Source organism: Mycobacterium sp. (genome assembly GCF_965229265.1).
Classification (GTDB): Bacteria; Actinomycetota; Actinomycetes; order Mycobacteriales; family Mycobacteriaceae; genus Mycobacterium.
This window is the reverse complement of record NZ_CBDDIY010000011.1, coordinates 732,747-757,023: the sequence shown is the minus strand read 5'-3', so window position 1 is coordinate 757,023 and position 24,277 is coordinate 732,747. Positions and strand designations below refer to the sequence as shown.

General features: G+C 67.6%; 25 protein-coding genes. 6 read left to right on the top strand and 19 right to left on the bottom strand.

What is annotated here, in order from left to right; all coding sequences use genetic code 11:
* Positions 1 to 4: 4 nt before the first annotated feature.
* From nuoD to ADBZ9K_RS16125, 4 genes are read right to left on the bottom strand one after another with little or no spacing between them, the layout of a single operon-like run.
* Positions 5 to 1,315 (bottom strand): NADH dehydrogenase (quinone) subunit D, encoded by a 1,311-nt coding sequence (nuoD, locus tag ADBZ9K_RS16140; RefSeq protein ID WP_526622132.1) that lies wholly within the window; start codon positions 1,313 to 1,315, stop codon positions 5 to 7.
* Positions 1,315 to 1,956: an NADH-quinone oxidoreductase subunit C gene (locus ADBZ9K_RS16135; RefSeq protein ID WP_526622130.1), complete on the bottom strand. Its 642-nt coding sequence runs from the start codon at positions 1,954 to 1,956 to the stop codon at positions 1,315 to 1,317. The genes nuoD and ADBZ9K_RS16135 overlap by 1 nt, the downstream gene beginning before the upstream one ends.
* Positions 1,953 to 2,507, bottom strand: a complete 555-nt coding sequence (locus ADBZ9K_RS16130) for an NADH-quinone oxidoreductase subunit B (RefSeq protein WP_526622128.1) — start codon at positions 2,505 to 2,507, stop codon at positions 1,953 to 1,955. The genes ADBZ9K_RS16135 and ADBZ9K_RS16130 overlap by 4 nt, the downstream gene beginning before the upstream one ends.
* Positions 2,498 to 2,857, bottom strand: coding sequence for an NADH-quinone oxidoreductase subunit A (locus ADBZ9K_RS16125; protein WP_526622126.1), 360 nt, complete (start codon positions 2,855 to 2,857; stop codon positions 2,498 to 2,500). Before ADBZ9K_RS16125 ends, ADBZ9K_RS16130 begins: the two co-directional genes overlap by 10 nt.
* Positions 2,858 to 3,042: 185 nt before the next feature.
* Here ADBZ9K_RS16125 and ADBZ9K_RS16120 point away from each other — a divergent pair, with 185 nt between their 5' ends.
* Positions 3,043 to 3,618 (top strand): DUF302 domain-containing protein, encoded by a 576-nt coding sequence (locus ADBZ9K_RS16120; protein WP_526622125.1) that lies wholly within the window; start codon positions 3,043 to 3,045, stop codon positions 3,616 to 3,618.
* Between the two features lie 10 nt (positions 3,619 to 3,628).
* Here ADBZ9K_RS16120 and ADBZ9K_RS16115 read toward each other — a convergent pair whose 3' ends face one another.
* The 9 genes from ADBZ9K_RS16115 to ADBZ9K_RS16075 all read right to left on the bottom strand — a co-directional run bounded on the left by ADBZ9K_RS16115 (position 3,629) and on the right by ADBZ9K_RS16075 (position 12,211).
* Positions 3,629 to 4,465, bottom strand: coding sequence for a hypothetical protein (locus ADBZ9K_RS16115; protein WP_526622123.1), 837 nt, complete (start codon positions 4,463 to 4,465; stop codon positions 3,629 to 3,631).
* Positions 4,465 to 5,643, bottom strand: a complete 1,179-nt coding sequence (locus ADBZ9K_RS16110) for an NHL repeat-containing protein (RefSeq protein WP_526622122.1) — start codon at positions 5,641 to 5,643, stop codon at positions 4,465 to 4,467. The genes ADBZ9K_RS16115 and ADBZ9K_RS16110 overlap by 1 nt, the downstream gene beginning before the upstream one ends.
* A 28-nt stretch (positions 5,644 to 5,671) precedes the next feature.
* Positions 5,672 to 6,562: a NifU family protein gene (locus ADBZ9K_RS16105; RefSeq protein WP_526622120.1), complete on the bottom strand. Its 891-nt coding sequence runs from the start codon at positions 6,560 to 6,562 to the stop codon at positions 5,672 to 5,674.
* Complete coding sequence (locus tag ADBZ9K_RS16100) at positions 6,546 to 7,811, bottom strand: hypothetical protein (RefSeq protein ID WP_526622119.1); 1,266 nt, start codon at positions 7,809 to 7,811, stop codon at positions 6,546 to 6,548. The genes ADBZ9K_RS16105 and ADBZ9K_RS16100 overlap by 17 nt, the downstream gene beginning before the upstream one ends.
* A gap of 13 nt (positions 7,812 to 7,824) precedes the next feature.
* Positions 7,825 to 8,040, bottom strand: a complete 216-nt coding sequence (locus ADBZ9K_RS16095) for a hypothetical protein (RefSeq protein ID WP_526622118.1) — start codon at positions 8,038 to 8,040, stop codon at positions 7,825 to 7,827.
* 35 nt (positions 8,041 to 8,075) lie between these two features.
* Complete coding sequence (locus tag ADBZ9K_RS16090; RefSeq protein WP_526622702.1) at positions 8,076 to 8,837, bottom strand: hydrogenase maturation protease; 762 nt, start codon at positions 8,835 to 8,837, stop codon at positions 8,076 to 8,078.
* Positions 8,838 to 8,941: 104 nt separating this feature from the next.
* Positions 8,942 to 10,549, bottom strand: a complete 1,608-nt coding sequence (locus ADBZ9K_RS16085; protein WP_526622117.1) for a nickel-dependent hydrogenase large subunit — start codon at positions 10,547 to 10,549, stop codon at positions 8,942 to 8,944.
* Positions 10,550 to 10,601: 52 nt separating this feature from the next.
* Positions 10,602 to 11,573, bottom strand: coding sequence for an NADH-quinone oxidoreductase subunit B family protein (locus tag ADBZ9K_RS16080; protein WP_526622116.1), 972 nt, complete (start codon positions 11,571 to 11,573; stop codon positions 10,602 to 10,604).
* 92 nt (positions 11,574 to 11,665) lie between these two features.
* Positions 11,666 to 12,211, bottom strand: a complete 546-nt coding sequence (locus tag ADBZ9K_RS16075; protein ID WP_526622115.1) for a DUF1641 domain-containing protein — start codon at positions 12,209 to 12,211, stop codon at positions 11,666 to 11,668.
* A gap of 205 nt (positions 12,212 to 12,416) precedes the next feature.
* Between ADBZ9K_RS16075 and ADBZ9K_RS16070 the strand changes: the two genes are divergently transcribed.
* A complete protein-coding gene (locus tag ADBZ9K_RS16070; protein WP_526622113.1) occupies positions 12,417 to 13,478 on the top strand; it encodes a helix-turn-helix transcriptional regulator in 1,062 nt (353 codons plus the stop codon).
* 48 nt (positions 13,479 to 13,526) lie between these two features.
* Here the strand turns inward: ADBZ9K_RS16070 and ADBZ9K_RS16065 are convergent, their stop codons facing one another.
* Genes ADBZ9K_RS16065 through ADBZ9K_RS16050 form a run of 4 tightly spaced genes read right to left on the bottom strand, consistent with a single transcriptional unit; the run spans position 13,527 to position 17,236 of the window.
* Positions 13,527 to 14,432: a LysR family transcriptional regulator gene (locus ADBZ9K_RS16065; protein ID WP_526622112.1), complete on the bottom strand. Its 906-nt coding sequence runs from the start codon at positions 14,430 to 14,432 to the stop codon at positions 13,527 to 13,529.
* Positions 14,429 to 15,373, bottom strand: coding sequence for a CbbX protein (gene cbbX, locus ADBZ9K_RS16060; protein WP_526622110.1), 945 nt, complete (start codon positions 15,371 to 15,373; stop codon positions 14,429 to 14,431). Before cbbX ends, ADBZ9K_RS16065 begins: the two co-directional genes overlap by 4 nt.
* Positions 15,370 to 15,795, bottom strand: coding sequence for a ribulose bisphosphate carboxylase small subunit (locus ADBZ9K_RS16055; protein ID WP_526622108.1), 426 nt, complete (start codon positions 15,793 to 15,795; stop codon positions 15,370 to 15,372). The genes cbbX and ADBZ9K_RS16055 overlap by 4 nt, the downstream gene beginning before the upstream one ends.
* 10 nt (positions 15,796 to 15,805) lie before the next feature.
* Entirely contained in the window at positions 15,806 to 17,236 is a 1,431-nt protein-coding gene (locus tag ADBZ9K_RS16050) for a form I ribulose bisphosphate carboxylase large subunit (protein ID WP_526622106.1), read from the bottom strand.
* A gap of 232 nt (positions 17,237 to 17,468) precedes the next feature.
* On the opposite strand from ADBZ9K_RS16050, the gene ADBZ9K_RS16045 reads away from it, so the two are divergent.
* Positions 17,469 to 18,467, top strand: coding sequence for a class I fructose-bisphosphate aldolase (locus tag ADBZ9K_RS16045; protein ID WP_526622104.1), 999 nt, complete (start codon positions 17,469 to 17,471; stop codon positions 18,465 to 18,467).
* On the opposite strand, the gene ADBZ9K_RS16040 is transcribed toward ADBZ9K_RS16045, so the two are convergent.
* Both ADBZ9K_RS16040 and ADBZ9K_RS16035 read right to left on the bottom strand, forming a co-directional pair.
* The gene (locus tag ADBZ9K_RS16040) at positions 18,459 to 19,694 is read right to left on the bottom strand and encodes a GAF domain-containing sensor histidine kinase (RefSeq protein ID WP_526622102.1); all 1,236 of its coding nucleotides are present in this window, start codon (positions 19,692 to 19,694) and stop codon (positions 18,459 to 18,461) included. The genes ADBZ9K_RS16045 and ADBZ9K_RS16040 overlap by 9 nt on opposite strands.
* Positions 19,691 to 20,362, bottom strand: a complete 672-nt coding sequence (locus tag ADBZ9K_RS16035; protein WP_526622100.1) for a response regulator transcription factor — start codon at positions 20,360 to 20,362, stop codon at positions 19,691 to 19,693. The genes ADBZ9K_RS16040 and ADBZ9K_RS16035 overlap by 4 nt, the downstream gene beginning before the upstream one ends.
* A gap of 175 nt (positions 20,363 to 20,537) precedes the next feature.
* Between ADBZ9K_RS16035 and rpe the strand changes: the two genes are divergently transcribed.
* From rpe to ADBZ9K_RS16020, 3 genes are read left to right on the top strand one after another with little or no spacing between them, the layout of a single operon-like run.
* Positions 20,538 to 21,233: a ribulose-phosphate 3-epimerase gene (rpe, locus tag ADBZ9K_RS16030; protein WP_526622098.1), complete on the top strand. Its 696-nt coding sequence runs from the start codon at positions 20,538 to 20,540 to the stop codon at positions 21,231 to 21,233.
* Positions 21,230 to 23,278, top strand: a complete 2,049-nt coding sequence (gene tkt / locus ADBZ9K_RS16025; RefSeq protein ID WP_526622096.1) for a transketolase — start codon at positions 21,230 to 21,232, stop codon at positions 23,276 to 23,278. The genes rpe and tkt overlap by 4 nt, the downstream gene beginning before the upstream one ends.
* Positions 23,271 to 24,215, top strand: coding sequence for a phosphoribulokinase (locus ADBZ9K_RS16020; protein ID WP_526622094.1), 945 nt, complete (start codon positions 23,271 to 23,273; stop codon positions 24,213 to 24,215). The genes tkt and ADBZ9K_RS16020 overlap by 8 nt, the downstream gene beginning before the upstream one ends.
* Positions 24,216 to 24,277: the final 62 nt, after the last annotated feature.

The window sequence follows — 24,277 nt, the reverse complement described above, 5'->3', positions numbered from 1 at the left end:
TCTCTCACCTATCCACGCCGCCCATGACCGGGTCGATCGAGGCCACCGCGGCGATGACGTCGGCGACCATGCCTCCTTCGCACATCGCCGCGACCGCTTGGAGATTCGTGAACGACGGGTCGCGGTAGTGCACCCGGTAGGGACGGGTACCGCCGTCGGAGACCATGTGCACCCCCAGTTCCCCGCGGGGACTTTCGACTGCGATATAGACCTGCCCGGCCGGCACCCGGAAGCCTTCGGTGACGAGTTTGAAGTGGTGGATCAGCCCCTCCATCGAGGTGCCCATGATCTTGGCGATGTGCGCCGGGGAGTTGCCCAGCCCGTCGGGGCCCAGCTTCAGATCGGCCGGCCAGGCCAGCTTCTTGTCCTCGATCATCACCGGGCCCGGCTCCAGACGTTGCAGGCACTGTTCGACGATGCGCAGGGATTGGTACATCTCCTTGACCCGGATCAGGTAGCGGCCGTAGCAGTCGGCACCGGTGTCGGTGATGACGTCGAAGTCGTATGTCTCGTAACCGCAATACGGCTGGGTTTTGCGCAGATCGTGCGGCAGACCGGTCGCGCGCAGCACCGGGCCGGTGATACCCAGCGCCATGCAGCCGGTCAGATCCAGATAGCCGATGCCCTGGGTACGCGCCTTCCAGATGTAGCTCTCGGTCAGCAGGTCACCGAGTTCGTCGAGGTGGCCGGGCAGTATCTGCAGAAGTTCCTCGAGCCGTGCCGGGCCGTCCTCGGGCAGATCGGCGGCCACCCCGCCGGGGCGGATGTAGGCGTTGTTCATCCGCAGGCCGGTGACGGCCTCGAAGAACGACAGGATCAGGTCGCGGTCGCGGAAACCGAAGAACATCGGTGACATCGCACCCAGCTCCATGCCGCCGGTGGCCAGCGCCACCAGATGTGAGGAGATCCGGTTGAGCTCCATCAGCATGACCCGGATCACCGACGCCCGCTGCGGGATGTCGTCGGTGATACCCAGAAGTCGTTCCACCCCAAGGCAATACGCGGTCTCGTTGAAGAACGGCGACAGATAGTCCATCCGGGTCACGAACGTCACAGCCTGCGTCCAGTTCCGGTACTCCAGGTTCTTCTCGATCCCGGTGTGCAGATAGCCGATGCCACATCGGGCTTCGATCACCGTCTCGCCCTCGATCTCGAGGATCAGCCGCAGCACCCCGTGGGTGGACGGATGCTGGGGGCCCATGTTGACCACGATCCGCTCACCGGCGTCGCCCTGGCGCGCCGCGGCCACCAGCTCGTCCCAGTCCTGTCCGCCCAGGACGACCACGCGGTCCCCGTCGTCGATGTACTGAGTCATCAGTGGTAAGCCCTGCGTTCGTCGGGTGGGGGGATCTGGGCGCCCTGGAAGTCGACGGACACTCCACCGAGTGGATAGTCCTTGCGTTGTGGGTGGCCCACCCAGTCGTCGGGCATCTCGATGCGGGTCAGCCCGGGGTGGCCATCGAAGACGATGCCAAAGAAGTCGTAGGTCTCGCGTTCATGCCAGTCACACGTCGGATACACCGAAAACACAGACGGGATATGGGGATCGGCATCCGGGCAGGCCACCTCCAGATGGATACGCCGGTTATGGGTGATCGACATCAGGGGGTAGAAGGCGTGCAACTCCCGGCCCGAATCCAGCGGGTAGTGCACACCCGAAACCCCACAGCACAACTCGAACCGCAACAACGGATCGTCACGCAGCGCACCGGCGACGACGACGAGGAAATCCCGCACCACGTGGAGGGTGAGCTGCCCGGCGTGGACGGCGACGCGTTCCACCGCAGAACCGAACGACTCACCGAGGGTGAGCCCGAGCCGGTCGACCACGTCGTCGAAATAGCCGCCGTAAGGCCGGATGCTGTTTCCCCACTTGGGTTTCCGCCGCGCCAGCCGGCCATACCCCGACACGTCGCCGGACCCATTTCCCGGTCCCTGCTCCCGCCCGCCGGTCACCGCAGCAGGCCTTTGAGTTCGAGGGTGGTTGGCGCGGCCAGGGCCGCCTGCTCGGCGGCAGCGATCACCTCGGCGCGGTGCACACCCAACGGCATCTGCGCGATCTTGGCGTGCAGAGCCAAGATCGCATGCAACAACATCTCCGGCCGCGGCGGACAACCCGGCAGATAAATATCCACCGGCACCACATGGTCCACCCCCTGGACCACCGCATAGTTATTGAACATCCCCCCACTGGAGGCACACACCCCCATCGCCAACACCCACTTCGGCTCGGCCATCTGGTCATAAACCTGCCGCAACACCGGAGCCATCTTCTGACTCACCCGCCCAGCCACGATCATCAAATCGGCCTGCCGTGGCGTCGCCGAGAACCGCTCCATCCCAAACCGGGCAATATCAAAACGCGGACCCGCCGTCGCCATCATCTCGATCGCACAACACGCCAGCCCAAAGGTCGCCGGCCACAACGACCCCTTACGAACAAACCCGGCCACCTTCTCCACCGTCGACAACAAAATCCCGCCCGGCAGCTGCTCCTCTAATCCCATTCCAGCCCGCCCCGCCGCCACACATACCCATACGCCACAAACACCGTCGCCATGAAAATCAGCATCTCCACCAGCGCAAACGTGCCCAACGCAGCAAACGACACCGCCCACGGATACAAAAACACGATCTCGATATCGAAAACGATGAACAACATCGCCGTCAGGTAGTACTTGATCGGAAACCGCTGACCCACCACCCCATCAGCCACCGGCTCAATCCCACACTCATAGGCCTCCAACTTGGCCCGATTAAACCGCCGCGGCCCCACCACCACCGCAATCACCACCGAAACCACCGCGAACGCTCCCGCGATGACCCCCAACACCAAGATGGGCGTATAGAGATCCACTCCGGGCCTCCTCTCGGTGACGGCTGCGGATTCCCGTATGTCTACCGACCGCGAGGGGTGAGGTATCCCCCGTTACGGGGGATACGCCAGGTGATCCGGAGGGGGAGATTTCCCTTGTCTGCCAGCGACTGTGGCAGACCGGCAGCCACGACTATCCTTCTCGGTATAGTTATGTATACTCAGCTATGAGCAGTCTCCCGCCGCCGGAGATGCTCAGCGGCACACTGTGTGCGGCGTCGGAGTGGAGGACCACCATGCCCGAGTCGGTCTGGACTGTTGGGTTGCAAAGACATGAGTTCGTCTCAGGGGCGGCGTTCGACACCGTTCGCCGCAAGATCCATGCCGGGTTGGGGCACCCGGACTTCGCAACGCTTCAACGACGGCTCGAAACCCGCACCGACTGGGCATCATTCACCGAGTTGGTTCACGAAAACGTCGGCGAATCAGGGTTGATGGTCTTTCTCGAACTCGACCTGGGGGCCGTGGTCGCGCGGATTCCCGACACCGCGGCCTACCGAGCTGTCCGGATCATCGCCGGCAATCCGGTGACCATGGCCTCGATGACCCGCACCACTCCCGCCGCCGGCGCCTTCGCGCCGATCACGATTCTGGTGTTCGAAGCCGGCGACGGGGTGCACTGTCGCTACGACACCATGGTGTCGGCGACCAGCGGCGAAATCACCGACGAGGCAAGGCAGGTGGCCGAGCGTCTCGACAGGAGCGTGCTGGATCTCCTGGCTGCCGCCACGGCGGATCGCTGACCCGGCGCACTCAGGCGATCAGTCCCACCAGACCGGGGTCGAACGTGGCCCGCGCGGCAACCGACGCGGCGGCCGCGGAGACCACCAGGGCGGCGTCGTCCTCGTAACCCTTGGGAAACACGATCTCCGCGCTGTCGGGATTCTCCCGATGCGCCATCAGCCAGTCGTACAACAGCCAATCCACCGCGCAGGTGACGGTCAGCGGATCGGCCTCCGGGGCGCGCGCCGCCGACACCACCGCCCGCAACGCGTCGCGATGCTCCTTGCGGGCGGCCTCCTTGTTGACCCCGGAGCTGTCGAAGAACAGCATCGACAGGGTCAGCGGAAACCGTTGTCCCGCTTCGGTGCGCACCACCCAGCGGCCACCCTTCCACGACTTGTCCGGATCGACTTGCACGAACTCGCCGAAGCCACCGATCACGCCGAGCGCGGGGTCGTCGAGCTCGCCGTCAAGCGGCGCGGGCCCCAGCAGGTCCAACGGCAACCGGGCACGGATGGAGAACAGCGCGGCCGTGCCGACGATCTTTCCGGCCCGCAGGTCGGCGTTCAAGCAGGTCTGCTCAAGGGCCGTCGCGTATTCGAAGCACAGGCGGTCCAACGTACGGTGCAGCTCGAGGAGGCCATCGCGCTCGGCGGCGTCCCCGGGTGGCCTACCGCCGCCCAGAATCTCCCCGAACCGACCCGCGGCGATGATCAGCGCGTCATCGAGGGCTTCCAAGTGCGTGGCCACCAGCCGATCGGGTTCGTCGTCGACGGCGACCAGTGCCTGCAGCGAGGTCGGCGCCCCAGCCGATGTCGCCCAATAGAATCCGACTTGATCGTCCGCCTGCACGATCCGGGGGCGCATCAGGATCGCCGCCAGATCATCACCCGGTTGTTACCGGAATCCGCGATGGCCAGCGTGTCCCCGCGCAGGGACAACCCGTAGGGCCAGCACAACGTATCCCGCTGCACCGAGGTCCAGCGATTCTCGCCGTTGGAGCCGAAATCTGGTTGCGCGAGCACATGGTCGGCGCCGCGACCGTCCTCGGGCATGCCGTCCCACAACAGGATCCGGTTGTTGGCGGTGTCGGCCACCGCCAGCCGCCCACCGTCGAGGCACGCGGCGTACGGGAACCGGAAACGGTCCGCGGTGTGCGGCCCGTAGGGCCATTCGAGGGCGCTGGTGAAGTCCGGCTGACCCAGGACCGAGTCGGCGTCGCGGTCCGCTTCCGGCGACGGCGACCACCCCAGCAGGCGGTGATCCCCCGCGTCGGCGACCACCAGCAGATCCTCGGTCCCGGTGATGTCGTGCGGCCACCGGAAGCTGGCAGGCCCGACCACGCCGCCGCGGTTCTCTTCCCGGGCCGACGGATCGGGCTGCCCCAGCACCACGTCGGCGGGCTGATCGGGCTCCGGAATCCCGTTGCGCCAACCGAGGACTCGACGGTTCCCGGTATCGGCGACCCAGAACGCCGAGCCGATCACCCCGATCCCGAACGGCCAGTACAGCGTGGTGGCGCAACACTGCCCGCCGCGGTTCTCCTGCACCGAGGATGCGTCGGGCTGCCCGAGTACGACATCCGGCGCCACATCGTTGCTCTCCGGCACGCTGTTCCACACCAGGATCCGGTGATGCCACCCGTCGGCCACGACCAGCCGGCCGTCGTGGATCAACACTCCGGTGGGCAGGTTCATCCCCCGTTCCGGACCGCGCCCGCCCGCCGCGCGCCCCTCGGAATCACCGTCGGGCTGACCAAGAACGACATCGGCGGGTTGCTCGTCGCTGTCGGGAATCCCGTGCCAAATCAGCACCCGATGGTTGCCGGAATCCGCGACCACGACGTGCCGCTCGCCGAGGAACACTCCGCGCGGCGAATACATCCACGCCATCGAAGGCATCGCCGGGGGCAGGGCAAGCCCGCCCGGCGCCGGCGCACCCAGCCACAATGCCGGCGACCAGCCGCCACTGAGGTCGACGTCGGGAATGACATCAGCGCGGGTACCGACGCCACTGATGTTGTGCCGAACGGTGTAGCGGCTCATCGGGCAGACAACCGCACTCGTGGGGACATCACAGCTCGACGCGGATCCACAGGACGCCGTCGTCGACCCGCAACGGCAGTTGCTCCAGCTGCGCCCCCGGCGCGCTCAGGCACTCCCCCGACGTCGCGTCGAAGCAGAAACCGTGCCAGGGACAGGTCAGGGTGTTGCTGCTCAAATCGAGCACCGCGCTGTCCAGCGGCAGCGCCTCGTGCGCGCATTCATTGCGGTATGCCGACAGTCGCTGGCCGGCGTTGACGACGATCACCTCGGCACGCTCGCCGGTGGCGGTGGTCAGGCTCAGCGACGACAGGTCATCGACGGGCAGGTCGGCGGCCGGTCCTACCTTGACCCAGCCCTCGCCGGCCGGATCGCGGCCGATACGCAGCGCCTCGACCGGGATCAGCGTCGGGGTCGGCTCTGCGGGCAGCACCTCGACCGCGGAGATCGCCGGAACTCCTTGCACCAGAGCCTCTTCGACCAGGTTGCGTAGGGTCACCGATGACATGGAGCAGCCGTTGCAGGCGCCTTCCAGGCGGACGAACGCGGTCGCATCCTCCACCCGGACCAGGGTCACGTCCCCGCCGTGGCTGTTCAGTTGCGGGCGGACCGAGGCCAGCACCTGGTTGGCGTGGGTGACCGGATCCGGGCGCACAATGCCGTGCAGCGACAGCAGCAGATGCACGGTGGGATCGTCGACGACGTCGAAGAGCACAGCGCGGGCAGCGTCGTCGGCGCGCATCCGGCGCACGATCGTCACCAGCCCGGCCCGGTGGATCTCCTCGATCGCCGACTTGAGTTCCTCGGCCACTGCCCGCGCGGCAGGGTCCAGATCCGCCAGTGCCGCCACGGCGTCGTCGACGCGCTTGGCCAGCTCCTCGAAGCCCGGTTCGGTCAGCGTCCGTTCAGTTGTCGTCGACATCGGGCTCCCCGGTCCGGCTCAGTGTGATCTGCCTGGCGACCTCGTCGAGGACACCGCGCACCGTGCGTACCGAGTCCTCGTCGCCGAGTTCCTCGAACAGGAACCGTGCCTCGTAGAGCTTGGCCTTGGCCTGATCGAAGGCCCCCAGATGGGCCAGCACGTTGCCCTGGTTGGCCAGCACGCGGGCCCGGCCCATCGGATCGGTGTCGCGGTCGCGGGCGGCCAAAACCGCTTCGTAGAGTTCGACCGCCTCGACGAGATTGTCGGCCTGGTGCTTGGACGGGGTGTACACCAACGAGTTGGCGAGGTTCAGCTGGGCGCTGGCCCATTGTTCGGGATAGTCCTCGCGGGTGTACACCTTCAGCGCCGATCGCAGCGACTGCGCGGCGATGCCCAGGCGCAGCTGGCCGGACGCCTCGGTCATAGGCATCGTCAGGTAGGCGGTGGCCAGGTTGGCGTGCGCCGACGCCCACAGCAGTGGCGCCTCCTCCCGCAATACCAGCTGCAGCGCCGAATGGTAATGCGGCACAGCGGCGGCCAGTAATTCGGGACGCTCCGGCGCCTGCTCGTGCAGCAGGCCGGCCAAGTGCAGATGCAGTTCGGCACGGGTGATGCGCAGGCCGTCGGCCCCGTCGAGGGCCTTGATCGCGGTCTCGAAACGCCGGTAGGCGTCCGGGTGCCCTTCGTGGGCGGCGATCGAGGCCGCCGCCCCGAGCAGCACACCGCACAGCGGCCTGGACACGTCGGCCGCTTCATCGGCCGCCTGGTCGAGCAACGCGGTGGCCAGCGCGCCGTCGCCGTCATTGAATGACTTGCTGGCCTGGGTGGACAGCACCAGCGCCGCGAGCTCGGAAGTGGCCGAGCCGACCTCGGGCGGGACGTCGGAACGGCCAAGCGCGAACAGCACCACATCAACGAGCACGCCGAATTCGCCCAGTAGGGAACGCAACTCGGCCGGATCGTCGCCGTCAGGATCCATCACGAACCGGTTGTAGCGGCTGACCGGGTCGGCTCCGGTCAGTAACGCCAGCGCACCGTCGCGGTCACCGGCCAGCGCCAGCTCGTGGGCGCGCAAAGCCTCGGGCCAGGCCGGGACGTGACCGGCCAGCAGTGCGGCTCGGGCCTCCTCGGTTTCCGGGGAGGCCGGAATCAGCAGATAGCCCAGGGGCAGCGGGAACGCGCCCAGTGGCTGCGGCCGAACCGCCAGAACGGCGGTGTCCACCAGATCGGAGTTGGCAAGTGCGGTCACGACATCCCTTCCGTCATCCGTGGATGGGTCCGCGGATATCGCGCTCGGCCGCGCGCTTGATCAATCGGGCCGACAGCTCGGCACGACTCTTCGTGTGGTGGGTGTCGATACGCCTGCGCACGACGCCGTCGGCGAACACCACAACGATGTCGACCGCCCACCGGCCCCGCTCCTCGACGACGACGGTCTGCACGTCCAGCGCCTCGTCAGTGGAAATCTCCGTGGGCATGGTGGTCCTGGGCCGAGGTTCGTCACACACGAGGATCACCGCGTCGGCCCCAGCGGGATCCGCAAGGCGTGCTGTCCATCGTCCCAGAATGCCTGACGAACGCCCGTGACGGGGATGTCCGCCAGTACCTCGCGAACCAGCAGGGAGCGGTCGCCGGCCGGGTTGCGCTGCTTGAGCAGCAGCCCGCCGCTGCGCGGCCCCCGCAACGGGATCAGCCACAGCGCGTCGTCGCGCAGCACCGCCGCAACCGCATCCGACGGGAATCGGGCGGCGGCCAGCGCCGACTCCAGTCGCAGGTAGCCGTCAGCGGTGAACTCCACCGCGAGGTCGTCGCCGACCTGCGGGCGCAGCGGGCCCAAATAGTCGTGCTCGATCAGCCCGATCACCTGTTCCATCGCCGCCTCGACCGGCTCGGAAAGCTCGGCCCCCAGCTCCACCCCGGCCGCCTCGATCAAGAACACCGTGATGTCGGCGGGACACGCGTCCCCCAGCGCCCAGCGCGCGAACGCGATGGCGTGATCCCAGCGAAACGAGTGGGTGTGCAGGCCCTGCAGCGGAGGCAGGTCGGCCAGCTCCTCACCGGGAACCCGGTACACCGTCCCCGCTGCGGCGCCAGTGGCGGAGGCGTCGATGATCACCACCCGCTGTGCCCCACGCATCTGGAACGCGACATCCATGCCGGCGGTGCCCCCGTCGACCAGGCGCGCCCCGACGGGCACGCCGCGTTCCCACAGGTGACGAATCAGAACCGGGCCGACACCGTCGTCGCCGCGCAGCAGGTTGCCGCAACCGACCACCAGAACCGCGCACCCAGGCGGCTCGATATCCACGGAGGGGGATGGGATATCGGAACCGCCTGGGTCGCTTCGGGTGTCGTGTGGCCCAGGCTCGACCGCCGGGATCACACCATTCCGTTGATGATGAACTTCGAGAGCTCCCTGCCGGTCTTGCCGTCGTAGGCGTGCACGGTACACACCAGGCAGGAGTCGAAGCTGCGTGCCACGTGGCCCAGTTCGACGGGATCCTCCGGATCCACGATCGGCGAGCCCACCAAGGCCTTCTCGATCGGACCCAGGACTTCGTTGCCGTCCCGCGGGCCGATGTTCCACGCCGTCGGCGTGATTACCTGGTAGTTCTTGATCTTGTTGTCCTCAATGACAATCCAGTCGGCCAGCGAGCCGCGGGCCGCCTCGGTCGCCCCGAAACCCTTGCCCTCGGCGTACTCGGTGGGCTTGGTGTAGAAGCTCTCCTTGAGGTCCAGCTGGTCCAGCCAGGACTTCACCCACTTGTAGTACTTCGGCGCCTCGTGCACCCGGGCCAGCTGACGGGTCAGCACGCTCGGGCCGATCTTGTTCAAGATGTCGACGAACAGCGGGTCGTTGTCCTGGTGCGGTCCGGCGTTCGGACCACCGGCCGCCATCCGGCGTGCCAGCGGGCCGGCCTCCAGCGGGATGTTGCCGAGATCGCCGACGGCGTAGCGCGGCGACTTGGCCCAGCTGTACTTGCCCTGCTTCTTGCCGTCTTCGGGATCCAGCGGGATGGTCTCCCCGTCGAACGGGTGCAGGGGCCGGCTGCCCTCATAGAAGGAGTGCGTGACGTCTTCGCGGACATTGGCCTGGTCGAACTCGTACCACTGACCCTGCGCATAGACCCCGCCGCGACCGATCAGGGCGGCGTTGCGCCCCTCGATGGTGGGGTTCTCGTACAGCGTCGGGTCGAAGTAGGTGCCCGTGGAGATGTAGTTGCCCACGCCCTGGCCGTACTTGTCGAGCCCGATGTCCAGCGCGTAGCGGATGAAGAAACCGCAGTCGCTGTTGTACTGAGACTCGTTCTCGTCGACCCAGGCCAGCACGTCTTCCCAGGTCTTGTTCTCCAGCCACCGGTCGATGCTGCAGCCCAGCCACTGCCCTTCGAGCCAGTGGTCCTTCCAGTGCTCCAGGATCGCGATCGAGCGCGTCACGTCCGACAATGTCGGCGCGCACATGACACCGCCGGGCACCATGAAGCTGGAGTGCGGCCACTGGCCACCGAAGATCGCGTACACCTCGACCGGCTTGTTCGAAAGCACCACGCCCGGTTGATAACTGGTGCCGACGTACGGCGCGAAGCGGCGCACGGCCTCGTCGTAGAGCTTGGACTTGGCGTAGTTCTTGTTGGTCAGGTCGATGGCGAACAGCGCGTAGAAGTACCGCGGAATCGATTGCAGCGTCTCGCAGGCCTGCGCGATGTTGCGGATGAGCGTCGCGTTCGGCGGCATGTGGGTGCGCCACGCGGTGTCCAGGGCGTAGGCGGACTTGTAGAGGTGGCTGCCGCCGCAGATGCCGCAGATGCGGGGACACACGACAAGCCCCGACTGTGGATCCTTGCCCCGCAGGATGATCTCGAAGCCGCGGAACATCGCGGCTTCGGTCCAGGCCGACGTGACGACGCCGTCCTCGATCGTGACCCGGACGTCGAGGTCACCCTCGACACGGCCTAGCGGGCTGACGTAAAGATCGAGCGCGGTCATGAAAGTCCTCCAAAAGGTATGAGCTGAACCAGGGCTGGTGGTTTCGGCATGGTTAGACCACGAACATGTCTTCTTTGGACCACTGCGGCGCCGCGATGCGGGCCGCCGCGGCGTGGGCCATGTACGTGAGGTGGTCGGATCCCTCGGGCACTTCCTTGGGGATCACTCCGCCGACCTTCTGGGTCTTGAACAGGGTCCCGGGCGCCAGGTCGAAGTGCGGGAACTCCGGCTCGGTGCACCCCAGACACGGCATGCCGGCGCGGGTCTTCGACGACTGCCGGTTCCACAGGATGCGGTTGCACGGCGAATGGGTCATCGGGCCGCGGCAGCCGAACTCGTAGAACAGGCAGCCGGTGCGGGTGCCCTCACCGAAGGACATGGTCGACTGCTTGTATTCGAAGAACTGAACGCGGGTGCACCCGGTTTGGGTGAAGGTCTTGAAGAACGTCTCGGGCCGGTGCAGCTCGTCGAGGGCGATGTCGCCGGCGCGGCCGGTGGCCAGCGCGACGATGATCTGGGTGATCCAGTCTGGGTGCGCCGGGCAGCCCGGGATGTTGATGACGGGCAGGCCCATCTTGGAACGAAAGTCCGGACCCAGGAATCCGCCCTTGTCGCGCTTGTGGAATTGCAGGCCGGTCGACGCCGACGGGTTGGGCTCCATCGCGGGAATGCCGCCCCAGCAGGCACAGTCGCCGATCGCGACGACGATCTGCGCGGCGCCGGCCAGGTCGGTGACCCAGTCCTTCATCGGCCGGTCGGCGAAGATGTCCATCCGCCCGGTGCCGTTGGGGGCCTCGATCACGCTGCCCTCGAAGACGAAAATGTCCAGCGGCCGGTCACCTTTGGCGCAGTCCCAGAAGACCTTCTGAGCGTTCTTGCCGAGTTCCAGGCCCAGCGACGGGTGCCAGATCAGGTCGAGACCGAAGTCGACGATGAGGTCGACGACGTTGGGTTCCTCGGCGTTGAGGAATGACATGGTGTTGCCACTACATGCCCCTCCCTGAAACCACAGAACGGAAGCCATGCAGAACTCCTCTCAGATGACGACCCAGGGCGAGGCCGAAAATGTGTGGGCTGAAACGACGAAACGGTGGCGCGACGGACAGGCGGGAGTCACTACCGACCCACTTGACGGCCGAAAGCCCGGGCAACCTGAATCATGAATCCCAGGCCACGCACCACGTCAGGGTCTTTGGTCACCTTCCAGAAGCCGAACAAACCCTTCGGGCCGCCCGGGTCCGCGGCCGCGGCGGCCTTGCCATCCACTAGCGCCTGACCCAGCGCCGCCAGCACCTCGGCAGCCTGCGGGTCGGTCAGCCGGGACGACAGCAGGGTATTGATGGCCGGGGTGGCGCCCACCAGCGAATTCGACAGCGTGGCAAGGCTTTGCGCCAGGCCCGGTAGGTCGACGCCCTTGAGCGCGTCGGCACCCGGCACCACACCAGCGGCCGCGGCGCCCTTGAAATCGTTGACCGCCGAGGACAACGAGTCGGTGATCGCATCGCCGCGCCGGACGAACCCGTCCAGGCCGGTGACCAGAACCGCCAGCAGGTCGGCGTGGTCGAGCAGGGTGTTCAGTGATGCCGCGACGTTGGGGTCGTCCAGCCTGTCGCGGATCTGATCGGCGGGTGATACCGCGACCGCCTGCCCGTTAGCCGTCATGCAAACCTCCTGCTGGCAAATGTGGCCTCCGTCACAAGCTAGCGGGACGCCGTCGACATGCCTATCGCTTTCGCGCAGGAGCTGTCAGGATTACGCAGAGTTCAGCGCGCTGGCGCGCGACCGGGCGTTGGGAGACTTGCGTGATTACCGCAGATACTTTAATCAAAACTTCATTTTCTAGCCGGGAACCCCATGGTCAGCCCTGATGCATCGGCTCACCCGGCTGGGTTACATCGACGTCCGCCGCACCAGCAATCCGGTGCGGCGCAAGGTCCGATCACGCGGCGTTCCGCCGGCACTGGCCAACAATGAGATCTTCTACACCGAGGACGTCGCGGAGGCCTCCCGGCTGATCGCCAAGACACTGGGGCCGCTGAACCTCAGTGTCGGCGCCGACGAGGTCAAGGGTTTCGCCGCGACCATGCACGGGGTGCGGCTGCGCAACGTCAGCATGCTCTACCTCGACGTCCACGTGGCCGCCGCCATCGACATCCCGATGCTCGGCCCCTACTACGGGGTGCACATGCCGATGAACGGACGCGCGATCATTGAGCACCGCGGCCACACCTTCGAGGCCAACACCATCCGGTCCGCCGTGACCAGCCCCGGGGTGTCGCTGCGGATGGCCTTCGACCACGACTCTCCCCAGTTGATCATCCGGGTCGAGGAACGCGCGATGGCCGCTCACCTCACCCGCCTGTTGGGCCGAAGCCTGGCTCGCCCTTTGGTTTTCGAGCCCGAGTTCGACATCTCCAGCGAAGCCGCGATGCGTTGGCACGCCGCGGTGCAGCTCATTCACACGGAGGTGTTCCACGAGGGTTCGCTGATCCAGCGGGGCCAGGGCATCGGCGCGGTGGAGGAGCTGGTCATGAGCAGCCTGCTCCAACTGCAGCCGTCGAACTATCACGAGGAGTTTCTGGCCCCGCCGCCGACCGACCAGCGCCGCGCCGTGGTCCAGAACGCGATGAACTACATCGAGGATCACCTGGCCGAGCGCATCACGATGGACGCGCTCGCCAAGGCCGTGCACATGAGCGTGCGGTCGATCCAGCAGGGCTTCCGCGAGGAGTTGGGCATGAGCCCGATGAGCTTCGTGCGTGAACGGCGGTTGGAGCGCGCGCACGAGGAACTGGCCGACGCGCTGCCCTCCGACGGTGTCACCGTGACGCAGGTCGCCGAACGCTGGGGCTTTAACCACCTGGGCAGCTTCGCCGTCGAATACCGCAAGCGTTGGGGTGAGGCCCCGTCGGAGACGTTGCGGCGCTGAGCGATTGGGCGCGCTAACGTTCGCTAGGCGACGGTTAGCGCGCCGAAATCACGACGCGGCGCTGCGAACCGTGCTGATCGACCGCCACCCCAGATCTCGATTTCCGACCAGATGGCGCAGCAGCAGTTCGGTCGACATGGTCGGCGTGATCTGGCTGACCAGATGCCAGGGGCGATTCAACGGTGTGCCGGGAATCGGGATCTGCACCAGTTCACCGCTGTCGAGCCGGGCCTGGACCGCCTGCTGGGACACCAGCGTGACGCCCAGCCCGGCCACGGCGGCGGCGACCACGGCCCCGTGCGATCCGAGCACCAGCAGCGGCGGGGTGACGTCCAGCTCCTCGAGCAGCGTCGTCGTGGCCGAGCGGGTGCCCGACCCGGGCTCGCGCAGCAGCCACGTCACCGTCGCCGGCTCGACGTCGTGCGCCATCGCCGGCGGCCCGACCACGATCAGCGTGTTCGGACTGACCGCGCGCACCCTGGTGTTCTTGCGCAGGTCGTCCGGCGGCCGGCCGGCCACCACCAGGTCGACCTCGTGACGTGCCAACATCGGCCAGATCGCGTTGCGCGAGGCCACTTCCAGGTGCAGCACCACACCCGGGTACTTGGCCCGAAACGACGCCAGCGCCGCCGGGATCAACAGCTCTCCGGCAGTGGTCACCGCGGCCAGCCGCACCGAACCGTTCTCGGGATCGGCCTCGCCCCTGGCCGCCAGGATCGCCTCGTCGTGCAGGCCGAGGATGCGCCGCGCGTACTCGACGTAACGCTGGCCCGCAGGCGTCAGCTTCACACCCCTGCCGTGCCGGTCGATCAACGCGATGCCGATCTCGGCCGACAGCGCCCGCACCGCCGAGGAGATCGACGACTCCGTCACCACCAGGCGTTCGGCGGCCCCCCGCACCGATCCGGTGTCGGCAAGTTCGACGAGCGCACGCAACCGGGCCTTCGTCGTCATGGCCGTGCCTCGCTTTCGGGCTCGTCGAAGACCCGGCTGCTCAACAGGTCCGCGGGCTCGATCGTCGACAACTCTGCCAGGCCGACCACCCCCGGCTCGGCCACCAGCCGCCGCGCGTGTCGCAGCCGCGCCCGTTCCAGCGCGTTGCGCACACTGCGGGCGTTGGCGAACCAGGGCTGCTCGACCCGCCGGCGCAGATAGTCGGCAAGCACCTCGGCGGCATCGCCGGACAGCTGATACCCCATCGAACCGCACATCAAGGTGGCGATCTGACCGAGTTCGTCGACGGTGTAGTCCGGGAAGGAGATGTGATGGGCGATGCGGCTCTGCATCCCGGGATTGGCCGAGAAGAACTGACCCATCTTGTCGGCATAACCGGCCAGGATCACCACCAGGTCATCGCGGTTGTTCTCCATGACCTGCAACAGGATTTCGATCGACTCCGAGCCGTAGTCACGTTCGTTCTCCACCTTGTACAGGTAGTAGGCCTCATCGATGAACAGCACGCCGCCCATCGCCCGTTTGATGACCTCCTTGGTTTTGGGCGCGGTGTGTCCGACGTACTCGCCGACCAGGTCGTCACGCGTGACGCTGACCAGGTGGCCGCGGCGAAGGTAGCCCAGCCGGTGCAGCAGGTCGGCCATCCGCAACGCCACCGTCGTCTTGCCGGTGCCAGGATTTCCGGTGAAACACATGTGCAGGGTGGGCTGCACCGCATCGATGCCGAACCGCGCCCGCATCCGGTCGACGAGTAGCAGCGCGGCGATCTCGGCGATGCGCGTTTTCACCGGCTCCAGGCCCACCAGTTCGGCGTCGAGCCGGGCCAGCACGTCGTCGATACCCGAATCACGCCGTGCAGCAGCAAGATCCACGACGGCGTCCGGCTCGAGAAGGTCAGGTTGGACCTCCACGGGCCGGACACCGAACGCGGCGCGGGTCACGGGGTTCCGTATCTGTCCCCGGCCGGGCGGTCGGTCGCGTAGGCGTGGGTGGTGTAGCCGATGGTGCGGTTGGCCCGCTCGGCGCGGTCCAGCCGGAAGCCCGGCTCATCCGTCGGCCGGTTCACGATGAACGACAGCGCCGTGGTCTGGCGCCCCAGGCTGGCGTCGTAGGCGTTGAGCCGGATGTAGTGCTGGGGGTAGGCGGCGCGGCAGGCGTTGACCTCCATCAGCACTCCGGCCGGGTCGGCCAGGTCGAACATCGGCAGTCCCCACATCTCCCAGTAGATGTTGCGCGGGTGCGGGTCGTCGGTGAACTCCACCGACAGTGGCCAGCCATGGGCGAGTGCGTATTCGATCTGTGCGGTGATCTCCGCGTCGGTGAAGTCGGGCAGATAAGAGAAGGCGCCCTGGGTGATTCGCATGCTGGTCTCCTCAGATCCTCGTCGGGGTAGCGACGACGTCGGGGGTGTCGGTGGATTCGTAGTTGAAGGTGATGTCACCCCAGGTCGCCAGCGCGGTGTCCAAGGCCCGATTGCCGGCGGCGGCCCTCTTCAGGATCTCCGGGCCCTCCTGGTAGAAATCACGACCTTCGTTGCGCGCCTTGATCATCGCCTCCAGCGCCACCCGGTTGGCTTCGGCGCCGGCGGCGATACCCATCGGATGTCCGATCGTGCCGCCGCCGAACTGCAGCACCACGTCCTCACCGAGGTAATGGATCAGCTGGTGCATCTGGCCAGCGTGGATTCCACCGGAGGCCACCGGCATGACGCCCGGCATCGACGCCCAATCCTGGTCGAAGAACAGACCCTTGACCGGGTCTGCGTCCACGTGATCCAGGCGCAGGGTGTCGTAGAACCCGGCGGTGGTATTGGGGTCGCCTTCCAGCTTGCCCACCACCGTGCCGGCGTGGATGTGGTCGACGCCGGCCAGCCGCATCCATTTCGAGATCACCCGGAAGCTCACGCCGTGGGACTTCTGCCGGGTGTAGGTGCCGTGCCCGGCGCGGTGCAGGTGCAGGATCACGCTGTTGTCGCGGGCCCACTTGGCCATCGACTGGATCGCGGTGTAGCCGATGGTCAGGTCGATCATCACGACCACCGAGCCGAGCTCGGCGGCGAAATCGGCCCGCTCGTACATCTGCTCCATGGTTCCGGCGGTGATGTTGAGGTAGTGGCCCTTGATCTCCCCGGTGGCGGCCTGCGCGCGGTTGACGGCTTCCATGCAGTACAGGAAGCGGTCTCGCCAGCGCATGAAGGGCTGCGAGTTGATGTTCTCGTCGTCTTTGGTGAAGTCGAGCCCGCCGCGCAGCGCCTCGTAGACAACCCGGCCGTAGTTGCGGGCCGAGAGACCGAGCTTGGGTTTGGTGGTCGCGCCCAGCAGCGGGCGCCCGAACTTGCCCAAATGCTCACGCTCCATGACGATTCCGTGCGCGGGACCCTGGAAGGTCTTGACGTACTGGGTCGGAATCCGCATGTCCTCCAGGCGCAGCGCTTTCAGCGGTTTGAACCCGAACACGTTGCCGATGATGGAACTGGTGAGGTTGGCGATCGAGCCTTCCTCGAACAGGTCCAGGTCGTAGGCGATCCAGGCGATCCACTGCCCGGGCGTACCCGGCACCGCGTCGACCCGGTAGCACTTGGCCTGGTAGTGCTCGAACGTCGTGAGCCGGTCGGTCCACACCACCGTCCAGGTCGCGGTGCTCGACTCGCCCGCCACCGCGGCGCCGGCCTCCTCCGGAGGCACCCCGTCCTGCGGGGTGATCCGGAACGCGCACAGGACATCGGAGTCCTTCGGCACGTAGTCCGGCTGCCAGTAACCCATTTCTGCGTAGGGGATGACCCCTGCGTTCCATCTGTCCGTCATGCCCCGAATGCTGCCCGCCCGACACTGAAACTGTCTATCTAGAATTATGCCCTAACTCTGAACTCTTTACTTAAGTATCAACGACTCCCCCGCAGCATCCACCCGCCGGGTGAGGTGGCTGCCTTCCGGCCAGCCGTACGGTCCCCATAACGCCGAGCAGACGCAAACTCGCACGTTTTCCGGCGTTCTCGTGCGAGTTTGCGTCTGCTCGCGCCTAGGAGAAGGAGACACCATGACCACGATCCGGCAGATCGCCCAGCAGATGACCACGTTCGGCAAGGGCATCCTGGCCGCCGACGAGAGCATCGGCACCATGTCCTCACGACTGGAGCAGGCCGGCGTCCACCCGACCGCACAGAGCCGCCGCGACTACCGTGAATTGCTCGCGGACACACCGGGTTTAGCCGACGGCGTCTCGGGCATCATCTTCTGCGACGAGACCCTGAACCAGACGTTCGCCGACGGCACCCCGTTCCCCCAGGCCTGCCGGGCGCGCGGCATCCTGCCCGGTATCAAGGTCGACACCGGCGCCAAGCCCTGCCCCGGACTGCCCGGCGAGACGATCACCGAAGGGCTCGACGGACTGGCCGGGCGGCTGGCCGGCTACGCCGAGACGGGGGCCGCCTTCGCCAAGTGGCGCGCGGTGTTCACCATCACCGACCACACCCCCAGCCGCGGCTCGATCGTGGCCAACGCCAACGCGCTGGCCCGCTACGCCGCCGCCTGCCACGAGGCCGGCCTGGTGCCGATCGTCGAACCCGAGGTGCTGATGGTCGGCACCCACGGTCTCGGGCGGTGCGCCGAAGTGACCGCCGCCGTTCAGCAGGCGGTGCGCGAACAGCTGGCGCTGCTCAACGTCGACCTGGCCGGGATCGTGCTCAAGCCCAACATGGTCACCGAAGGTTCGGAAAATCCCCAGCCCGCGACACCAGAAGACGTGGCTGCCGCCACGGTGGAGGTGCTGCGCAGTTGGCCCGGCGACCTGGCCGGGGTGGCATTCCTGTCCGGGGGCCAACCGCCGCAACGGGCGACCGCGAACCTGGCGGCCATGCAAAGCCACCAGACGCCGTGGCCGCTGACCTTCTCGTTCGGACGTGCACTGGTGTCCCCGGCGCTGGCCGCCTGGCGCGGCGACGAGGACCGGGTGGCCGACGGCCAGGCAGCGCTGTCCGAAAACGTGGCGGCCAACGCGGCGGCGCTGCGGATGCGTGGGCAGCTCCAGTCAGTCTGAGATCTCGACCACGTCGAGCGGAATCGCCACGGTCACCGTGGTTCCCGAGCCCGGCCGGGACCGCACCGCCAGGCGTCCGCCGACGAGCTCGGCCCGCTCAGCCATCGACAGCATGCCGTAACCGCCGACGTTGTTGGTGCCGGGCACCCGGTCGGCGGCCGGGTCGAAGCCAACTCCGTTGTCCGACACCTCCAGTCGAGCCGACCCCTCGGCGACGGTGAACCGGACGGTGGCCGTCATCGCGCGGGAGTGTTTCACCACGTTCTGCAGGCTCTCCTGCGCGATGCGGTACAGCGCGACCTCGATGTGTTCGGGCAGCCGGTCATCGGCGAGCTCGAGTTCCAGGTCGACCTCCATGATCGAGGACGCCAGGCTGGCCAGACCGCCCGCCAAGCCGAGATCGTCGAGCACCGGTGGGCGTAGGCCGCCGATGGCCGAGCGTGCCTCGGCGAACGTGAGATCGGCTAGATCGCGGGCCTTTTCGATCTGTTCGGCCGCCTCGGCCGTGTCGGCGTTGTCGACCGCGCGGGCCGCGGCGTCGAGCCGGTAGGTCAGGCTGACCAGTCGCTGTGAGATGCCGTCGTGGATGTCGGCGGCCAGCCGCCGGCGTTCGCTCTCCTGGGCGGCAATCACCTGCTCGGCGAAGTTCTCGTGAGCCCGCTCGCGGGCACTGAGCTGGCGGTGCAGCCGCGCCTGGTGCAACGCGCCGGCGATCAGCCGGCCGATCACCAGCAGCAGCTGAATGTCGCGTGGGGTGAAATCGCGCCGAGCGATGGTGTGCACGTTGAGAACTCCGACCAACCCACCGGGCTCGGTTTCCATCGGCACCGACGCCATCGAGGTGAAGTCCCTGCCCCGCAACGATTCGATCGGCACATACCGCGGGTCGTCTTCCTTGTTGCTGACGATCACCACCGGCTCGCGGTGGCTGGCCACCCAGCCCGACACTCCCGAACCCAGCGGCAGCCGCACCCGGCCGACCTGCTCGTCGAATGGCGGGGTGGCACCGGCCAGCGTCAACGAACGGTCGGTGTCGTCGAGGACGTGCACGAAGCAGACATCGGATGCGGTGGCCGCGGTGATCATCCGGGCCACCGCGGCGGCCATCGGCTCCACGCCGGGACCGCTGGACGTCGCCGCGATGATGTCGAGCAGGAAGGCGACCTCACGGTCGGCGTCGACCAGGCCGTGGACGTCGTTGGCGCCCAATCCTCCGGCCGGCGTCACTGGAATATGCCCTCCCGCAGTGCGGTGGCCACCGCACTGGTGCGGTCACCGACTCCGAGCTTGCGATAGATCGAGCGCAGGTGGCTCTTGACCGTCTCGTCGCCGATCACCAGCTTGTTGGCGATGCCGCGGTTGGACAGTCCGGTCACCACGAATGACAGGATCTCGCTTTCCCGTTGGGTCAGCCCATGCCGGGCACCCGGCCAGAACTCGTCGCGTTGCAGCCGCGCGGCGGTGTCGACCGCGCGGGCGGCGAGCCCGGGGTCGATCGCGGTGGCCCCGCTGTGCACCAACTCCAACTGCCGGACCAGTTCGTCGCTGCTGATTCCCTTGAGCAGATAGCCCGACGCACCCACCCGCAGCGCCTGGAACAGATACTGCTCGTCGTCGTAGACCGACAACAGGATCACCTTGCGCTCGGGGTCGCGTTCGCGCACCGATCGGCATAGGTCCAGTCCGCTGGCGCCCTGCATCCGCACGTCGCACAGCACGATGTCGGGCTTGAGGCTGGCGATGACGGTGAGCGCCTTGTCGACGCCGACGGCCTCGCCCACCACGCGCACCCGGTTCTTGAACGGGCCGAGCATGGCCTTGAGGCCCTCGATCACCATCTCGTGGTCATCGACAAGAACGACCCGCACCGGCCCATTCGTCTCCGGCGCTGTCATAGGCGCCGCTCCTCCTCATCGCTGCGCTCTGCATCGTCGCCGGCGGTCATGCGACCACGATAAGGCACCGGACCTTTCATCCCCGGTCACTTAACTCGATCGGTCCCCCCTTCGGGGGACATCAGGCCCGGTTCGGCCGCCCTACCATCTGGCCAAACACAAGGAGGTAAGCCCGATGACCGTGACGACGATGCCGGCGCCGAAGGTGGTGGCATCGGTGCTGCCGGCCAACTTCGCCGAGCTGGGCCGCGACGTCGCGGCGATCGAGAAGGCCGGCGTCGACCGCATCCAATGGGATGTGATGGACGGCTCGTTCGTCCCGAACCTGACCTTCGGCCCCGACGTCATCGCCGCCAACCGCGACCGCACCACGATCGGCTTCGAGGCACATCTGATGGTCGACGACCCCGACCCGATGCTGCACCGCTGGGTCGAGGCGGGCTGCGAGATCGTCATCGTGCACGCCGAGGCCTGCCGCCATCTGCATCGAACCCTTTCGCAGATAAGGGATCTTGGTGCCCGCGCGGGCGTGGCCCTCAACCCGGCCACACCACTGGAGGCCGTCGTCAACGTGCTCGACCTGACCGACCTGCTGCTGGTGATGACGGTCAATCCCGGCTTCGGCGGTCAGCGCTACCTCGCCAGCATGGAAGCCAAGATCAGCGCTGCCCGCACTGAAATCGACCGCCGCTCCGCCGATATCGAACTGGAGGTCGACGGCGGCATCGGCCCGGGCACCATCGGCGCCGCGGCCGCCGCCGGAGCCGACGTGTTCTGCGCCGGCTCAGCACTGTTCAGCGGACCCGGCACCATGGCTGAGCGCACCGCCGAGCTGCGCGCAGCCGCAACCGAGCGGCTGGTGCTGCGATGACTATGGCACCCAACCGAATCGAGGATCAGACCCGCACCAGCGAGCTCGATCTGCTGGCCGTCAACACCCTGCGGTTCCTCGCCGCCGACGGTGTGCAGGCAGCCAACAGCGGCCATCCCGGGCTACCGCTGGGGGCGGCCGGGATCGGCTGGACGCTGTGGTCCCGGCACCTGCGCCATGACCCCGCGAATCCGCAGTGGCCGGACCGGGATCGGTTCGTCCTGTCCGCCGGGCACGGCTCGATGCTGCTCTACGCCCTGTTGCACGTGTTCGGCTACGACATGCCGGTCAGCGAACTACGCCGGTTCCGCCAGCTGGGCTCGGCCACTCCCGGCCACCCCGAGTACGGCCACACCCCCGGCGTGGAGACCACCACCGGACCGTTGGGGCAGGGTCTGGCCAACGCCGTCGGCATGGCGCTGGCCGAGCGGATGCTCGCCGCACGGTGCAACACCGACGAGCACACCGTGGTCGACCACCGGGTGTGGGTGCTCGCCGGCGACGGCTGCCTGATGGAAGGCATCAGCCACGAGGCGGCATCCCTGGCCGGGCGCCTCGGGCTGGGCAAGCTGGCGGTGATCTTCGACGACAACGACATCACCATCGACGGTCCGGCGCAGCGAAGTTGCGCCGACGACGTCGAAGCCCGGTTCGCCGCCTACGGATGGCACGTGCAGGCCGTCGAGGACGGCAACGACGTGCCGGCCCTGGACCGCGCTTTCGCCCGGGCGCGGAAAAACGAGGACCGGCCCACCTTCATCCGGGTGAGGACCACCATCGGCGACGGCGCTCCCGGTGTCGAAGGCACCCCGAAGGCGCACGGCAGCCCGCTGGGCCCCGAGACGCTCGCCGCGATGCGGGCACGACTGGACTGGCCCGACGCGCAGTTCTACGTGCCGCCGTCGGTCACCGCCACCGCCTCGGCGGCCGCCGCACAGGGCGGGGCCGCCCGCGCCGTGTGGGAGGGGGTGCATACCGACTGGGCGGCCGCCAATCCCGGTTTAGCCCAGTACTTCCCACTCGACAGTGTTCCCGCGCCTACGGGCACCGAGGTCCTCGCCGAGCTAGCCAGTTTGGCACCCGGCTCGAAGATGGCCACCCGCAAGGCATCTGGGGCTGCATTGACCGCACTGGCCGAGACCTACCCGGGACTGATCGGCGGCTCGGCCGATCTCGCGGCGTCGACCAACACCGCGATTCCCGGCGGGGACGTCGCCCCCGGCGACTACGCCGGGCGCACAGTCCACTTCGGGATCCGCGAACACGCCATGGCCGCGGTGATGAACGGCATCGCACTGCACGGCGGTCTACGGCCGTTCGGCAGCACCTTCCTGGTGTTCGCCGACTATCTGCGCCCGGCGCTTCGGCTTTCGGCGCTGATGCGACTGCCGGTCATCTACGTGTTCACCCACGATTCGGTGCACGTCGGCGAGGACGGCCCGACCCACCAGCCGATCGAGCAGTTGGAATCGCTGCGCCTGATCCCCGGGCTGACGGTGCTGCGTCCGGCGGACGCGGCCGAGACCGCGCTGGCCTGGGAGCTGGCGAGCACCACCCTGGATGGGCCGACGGCCTTGGTCCTGTCCCGTCAGGACCTGCCGGTGCTCGGCGCCGACGACCTCGACGACGTCCGCGCCTGCGGTGCACGCACGGTCCGGGCGGCACCCGGTCCGGCCGACATCATGCTGGCCGCCTCCGGCTCCGAAGTGGCGCTGGCCCTGCAGGCCGCCGATCTGCTGACCGGGTACGGGGTGAATTCCGCGGTCGCGTCGGTGATGTGCCGCGAACGCTTCGAGCAGGCGATCCGCGAGGGAACCAGACGGTGGCCCGATGTTCCGGTGGTGTGGATCGAGGCGGGGGTGCCCACCGGGTGGCGAGCGATCGCCGGGCCGGCCGATACCGTTGTCGGGATCAGTCGCTTCGGCGAGAGTGGTCCCGGCCCGCAGGTCGCCGAACACCTCGGCCTGTCGGCGGCCGGGGTGGCCAACGCCGCCCTGCGAACCCTTGGCCGCCCGATCGGCGTCACGCCGGATGTCAATGGCTGACAGGATGATTCGGATTCGTCGCGCCTCGCGTACCGACCGGCGCCGGCCGGTGTTGCTGGCGATCGCCGGGGACAGCGCCGCCGGGAAGTCCACGGTGGCCCAGGGCATCGTCGATGCCCTCGGCCCCGACCGGTGCACCATGCTCTCGACCGACGACTACCACCGCTACGACCGCTACGAGCGGGCCCATCAGCCGTTCACCGCGCTACATCCCGACTGCCACCACCTGGCGATCCTGGCCCAGCACCTGCAGCTGCTGGCCACCGGGCAGCCGATCCTCAAGCCGGTCTACGACCACAGCACCGGCCGGCTGATCCGACCGCAACTGGTCGAGCCGACCGAGGTCATCATCGTCGAGGGGTTGCTACCCCTGCACAGCAAGCTCGCCCGCGCCTGCTTCGACGTCACCGTCTACCTGGATCCGCCCGAGCACATCCGCCGGACCTGGAAGATCACCCGCGACACCAGCACCCGCGGCTACACCGAAGAGCAGGTGCTGGCCGAACTGATGGAGCGGGAATCGGAGTCGGCGGCCTTCATCCGCCCGCAGCGGGCCCACGCCGACATCGTCGTCCGCTTCGCCCCGATCGAGGCCCGCGATGACCCGCCCGACACCCCGCTGTCGGCGTCGGTCCTGATGCGCACCACCATCGGCCAGCCCGATCTCTCCGACGCGCTGCAGCCGGGCATGGCCCCGACGATCCATATGCGGTTGGCCCGCGACTACGACGGGCGGCCGGTCGACAGTGTGCACGTGCACGGCTATACCAGCCCGGAGGACCGGGCCACCGCCGAGAAGATGGTCTGGCACGCCCTTGGCCAGGACGGCTCGGCGCCACCCGGGGCGCTCGGCCGGATTGGGGCCGACGAGCGCAGCACCCCGCTGGCCATCACCCAGATGCTGCTGCTGCATCACGTGCTGGCCGCCACCGGATGACCTCGGGGGGAGATCCCGGCCCGCCAATCCCCTGATCGGGGGATGCCCGAACCCCCTCGGCG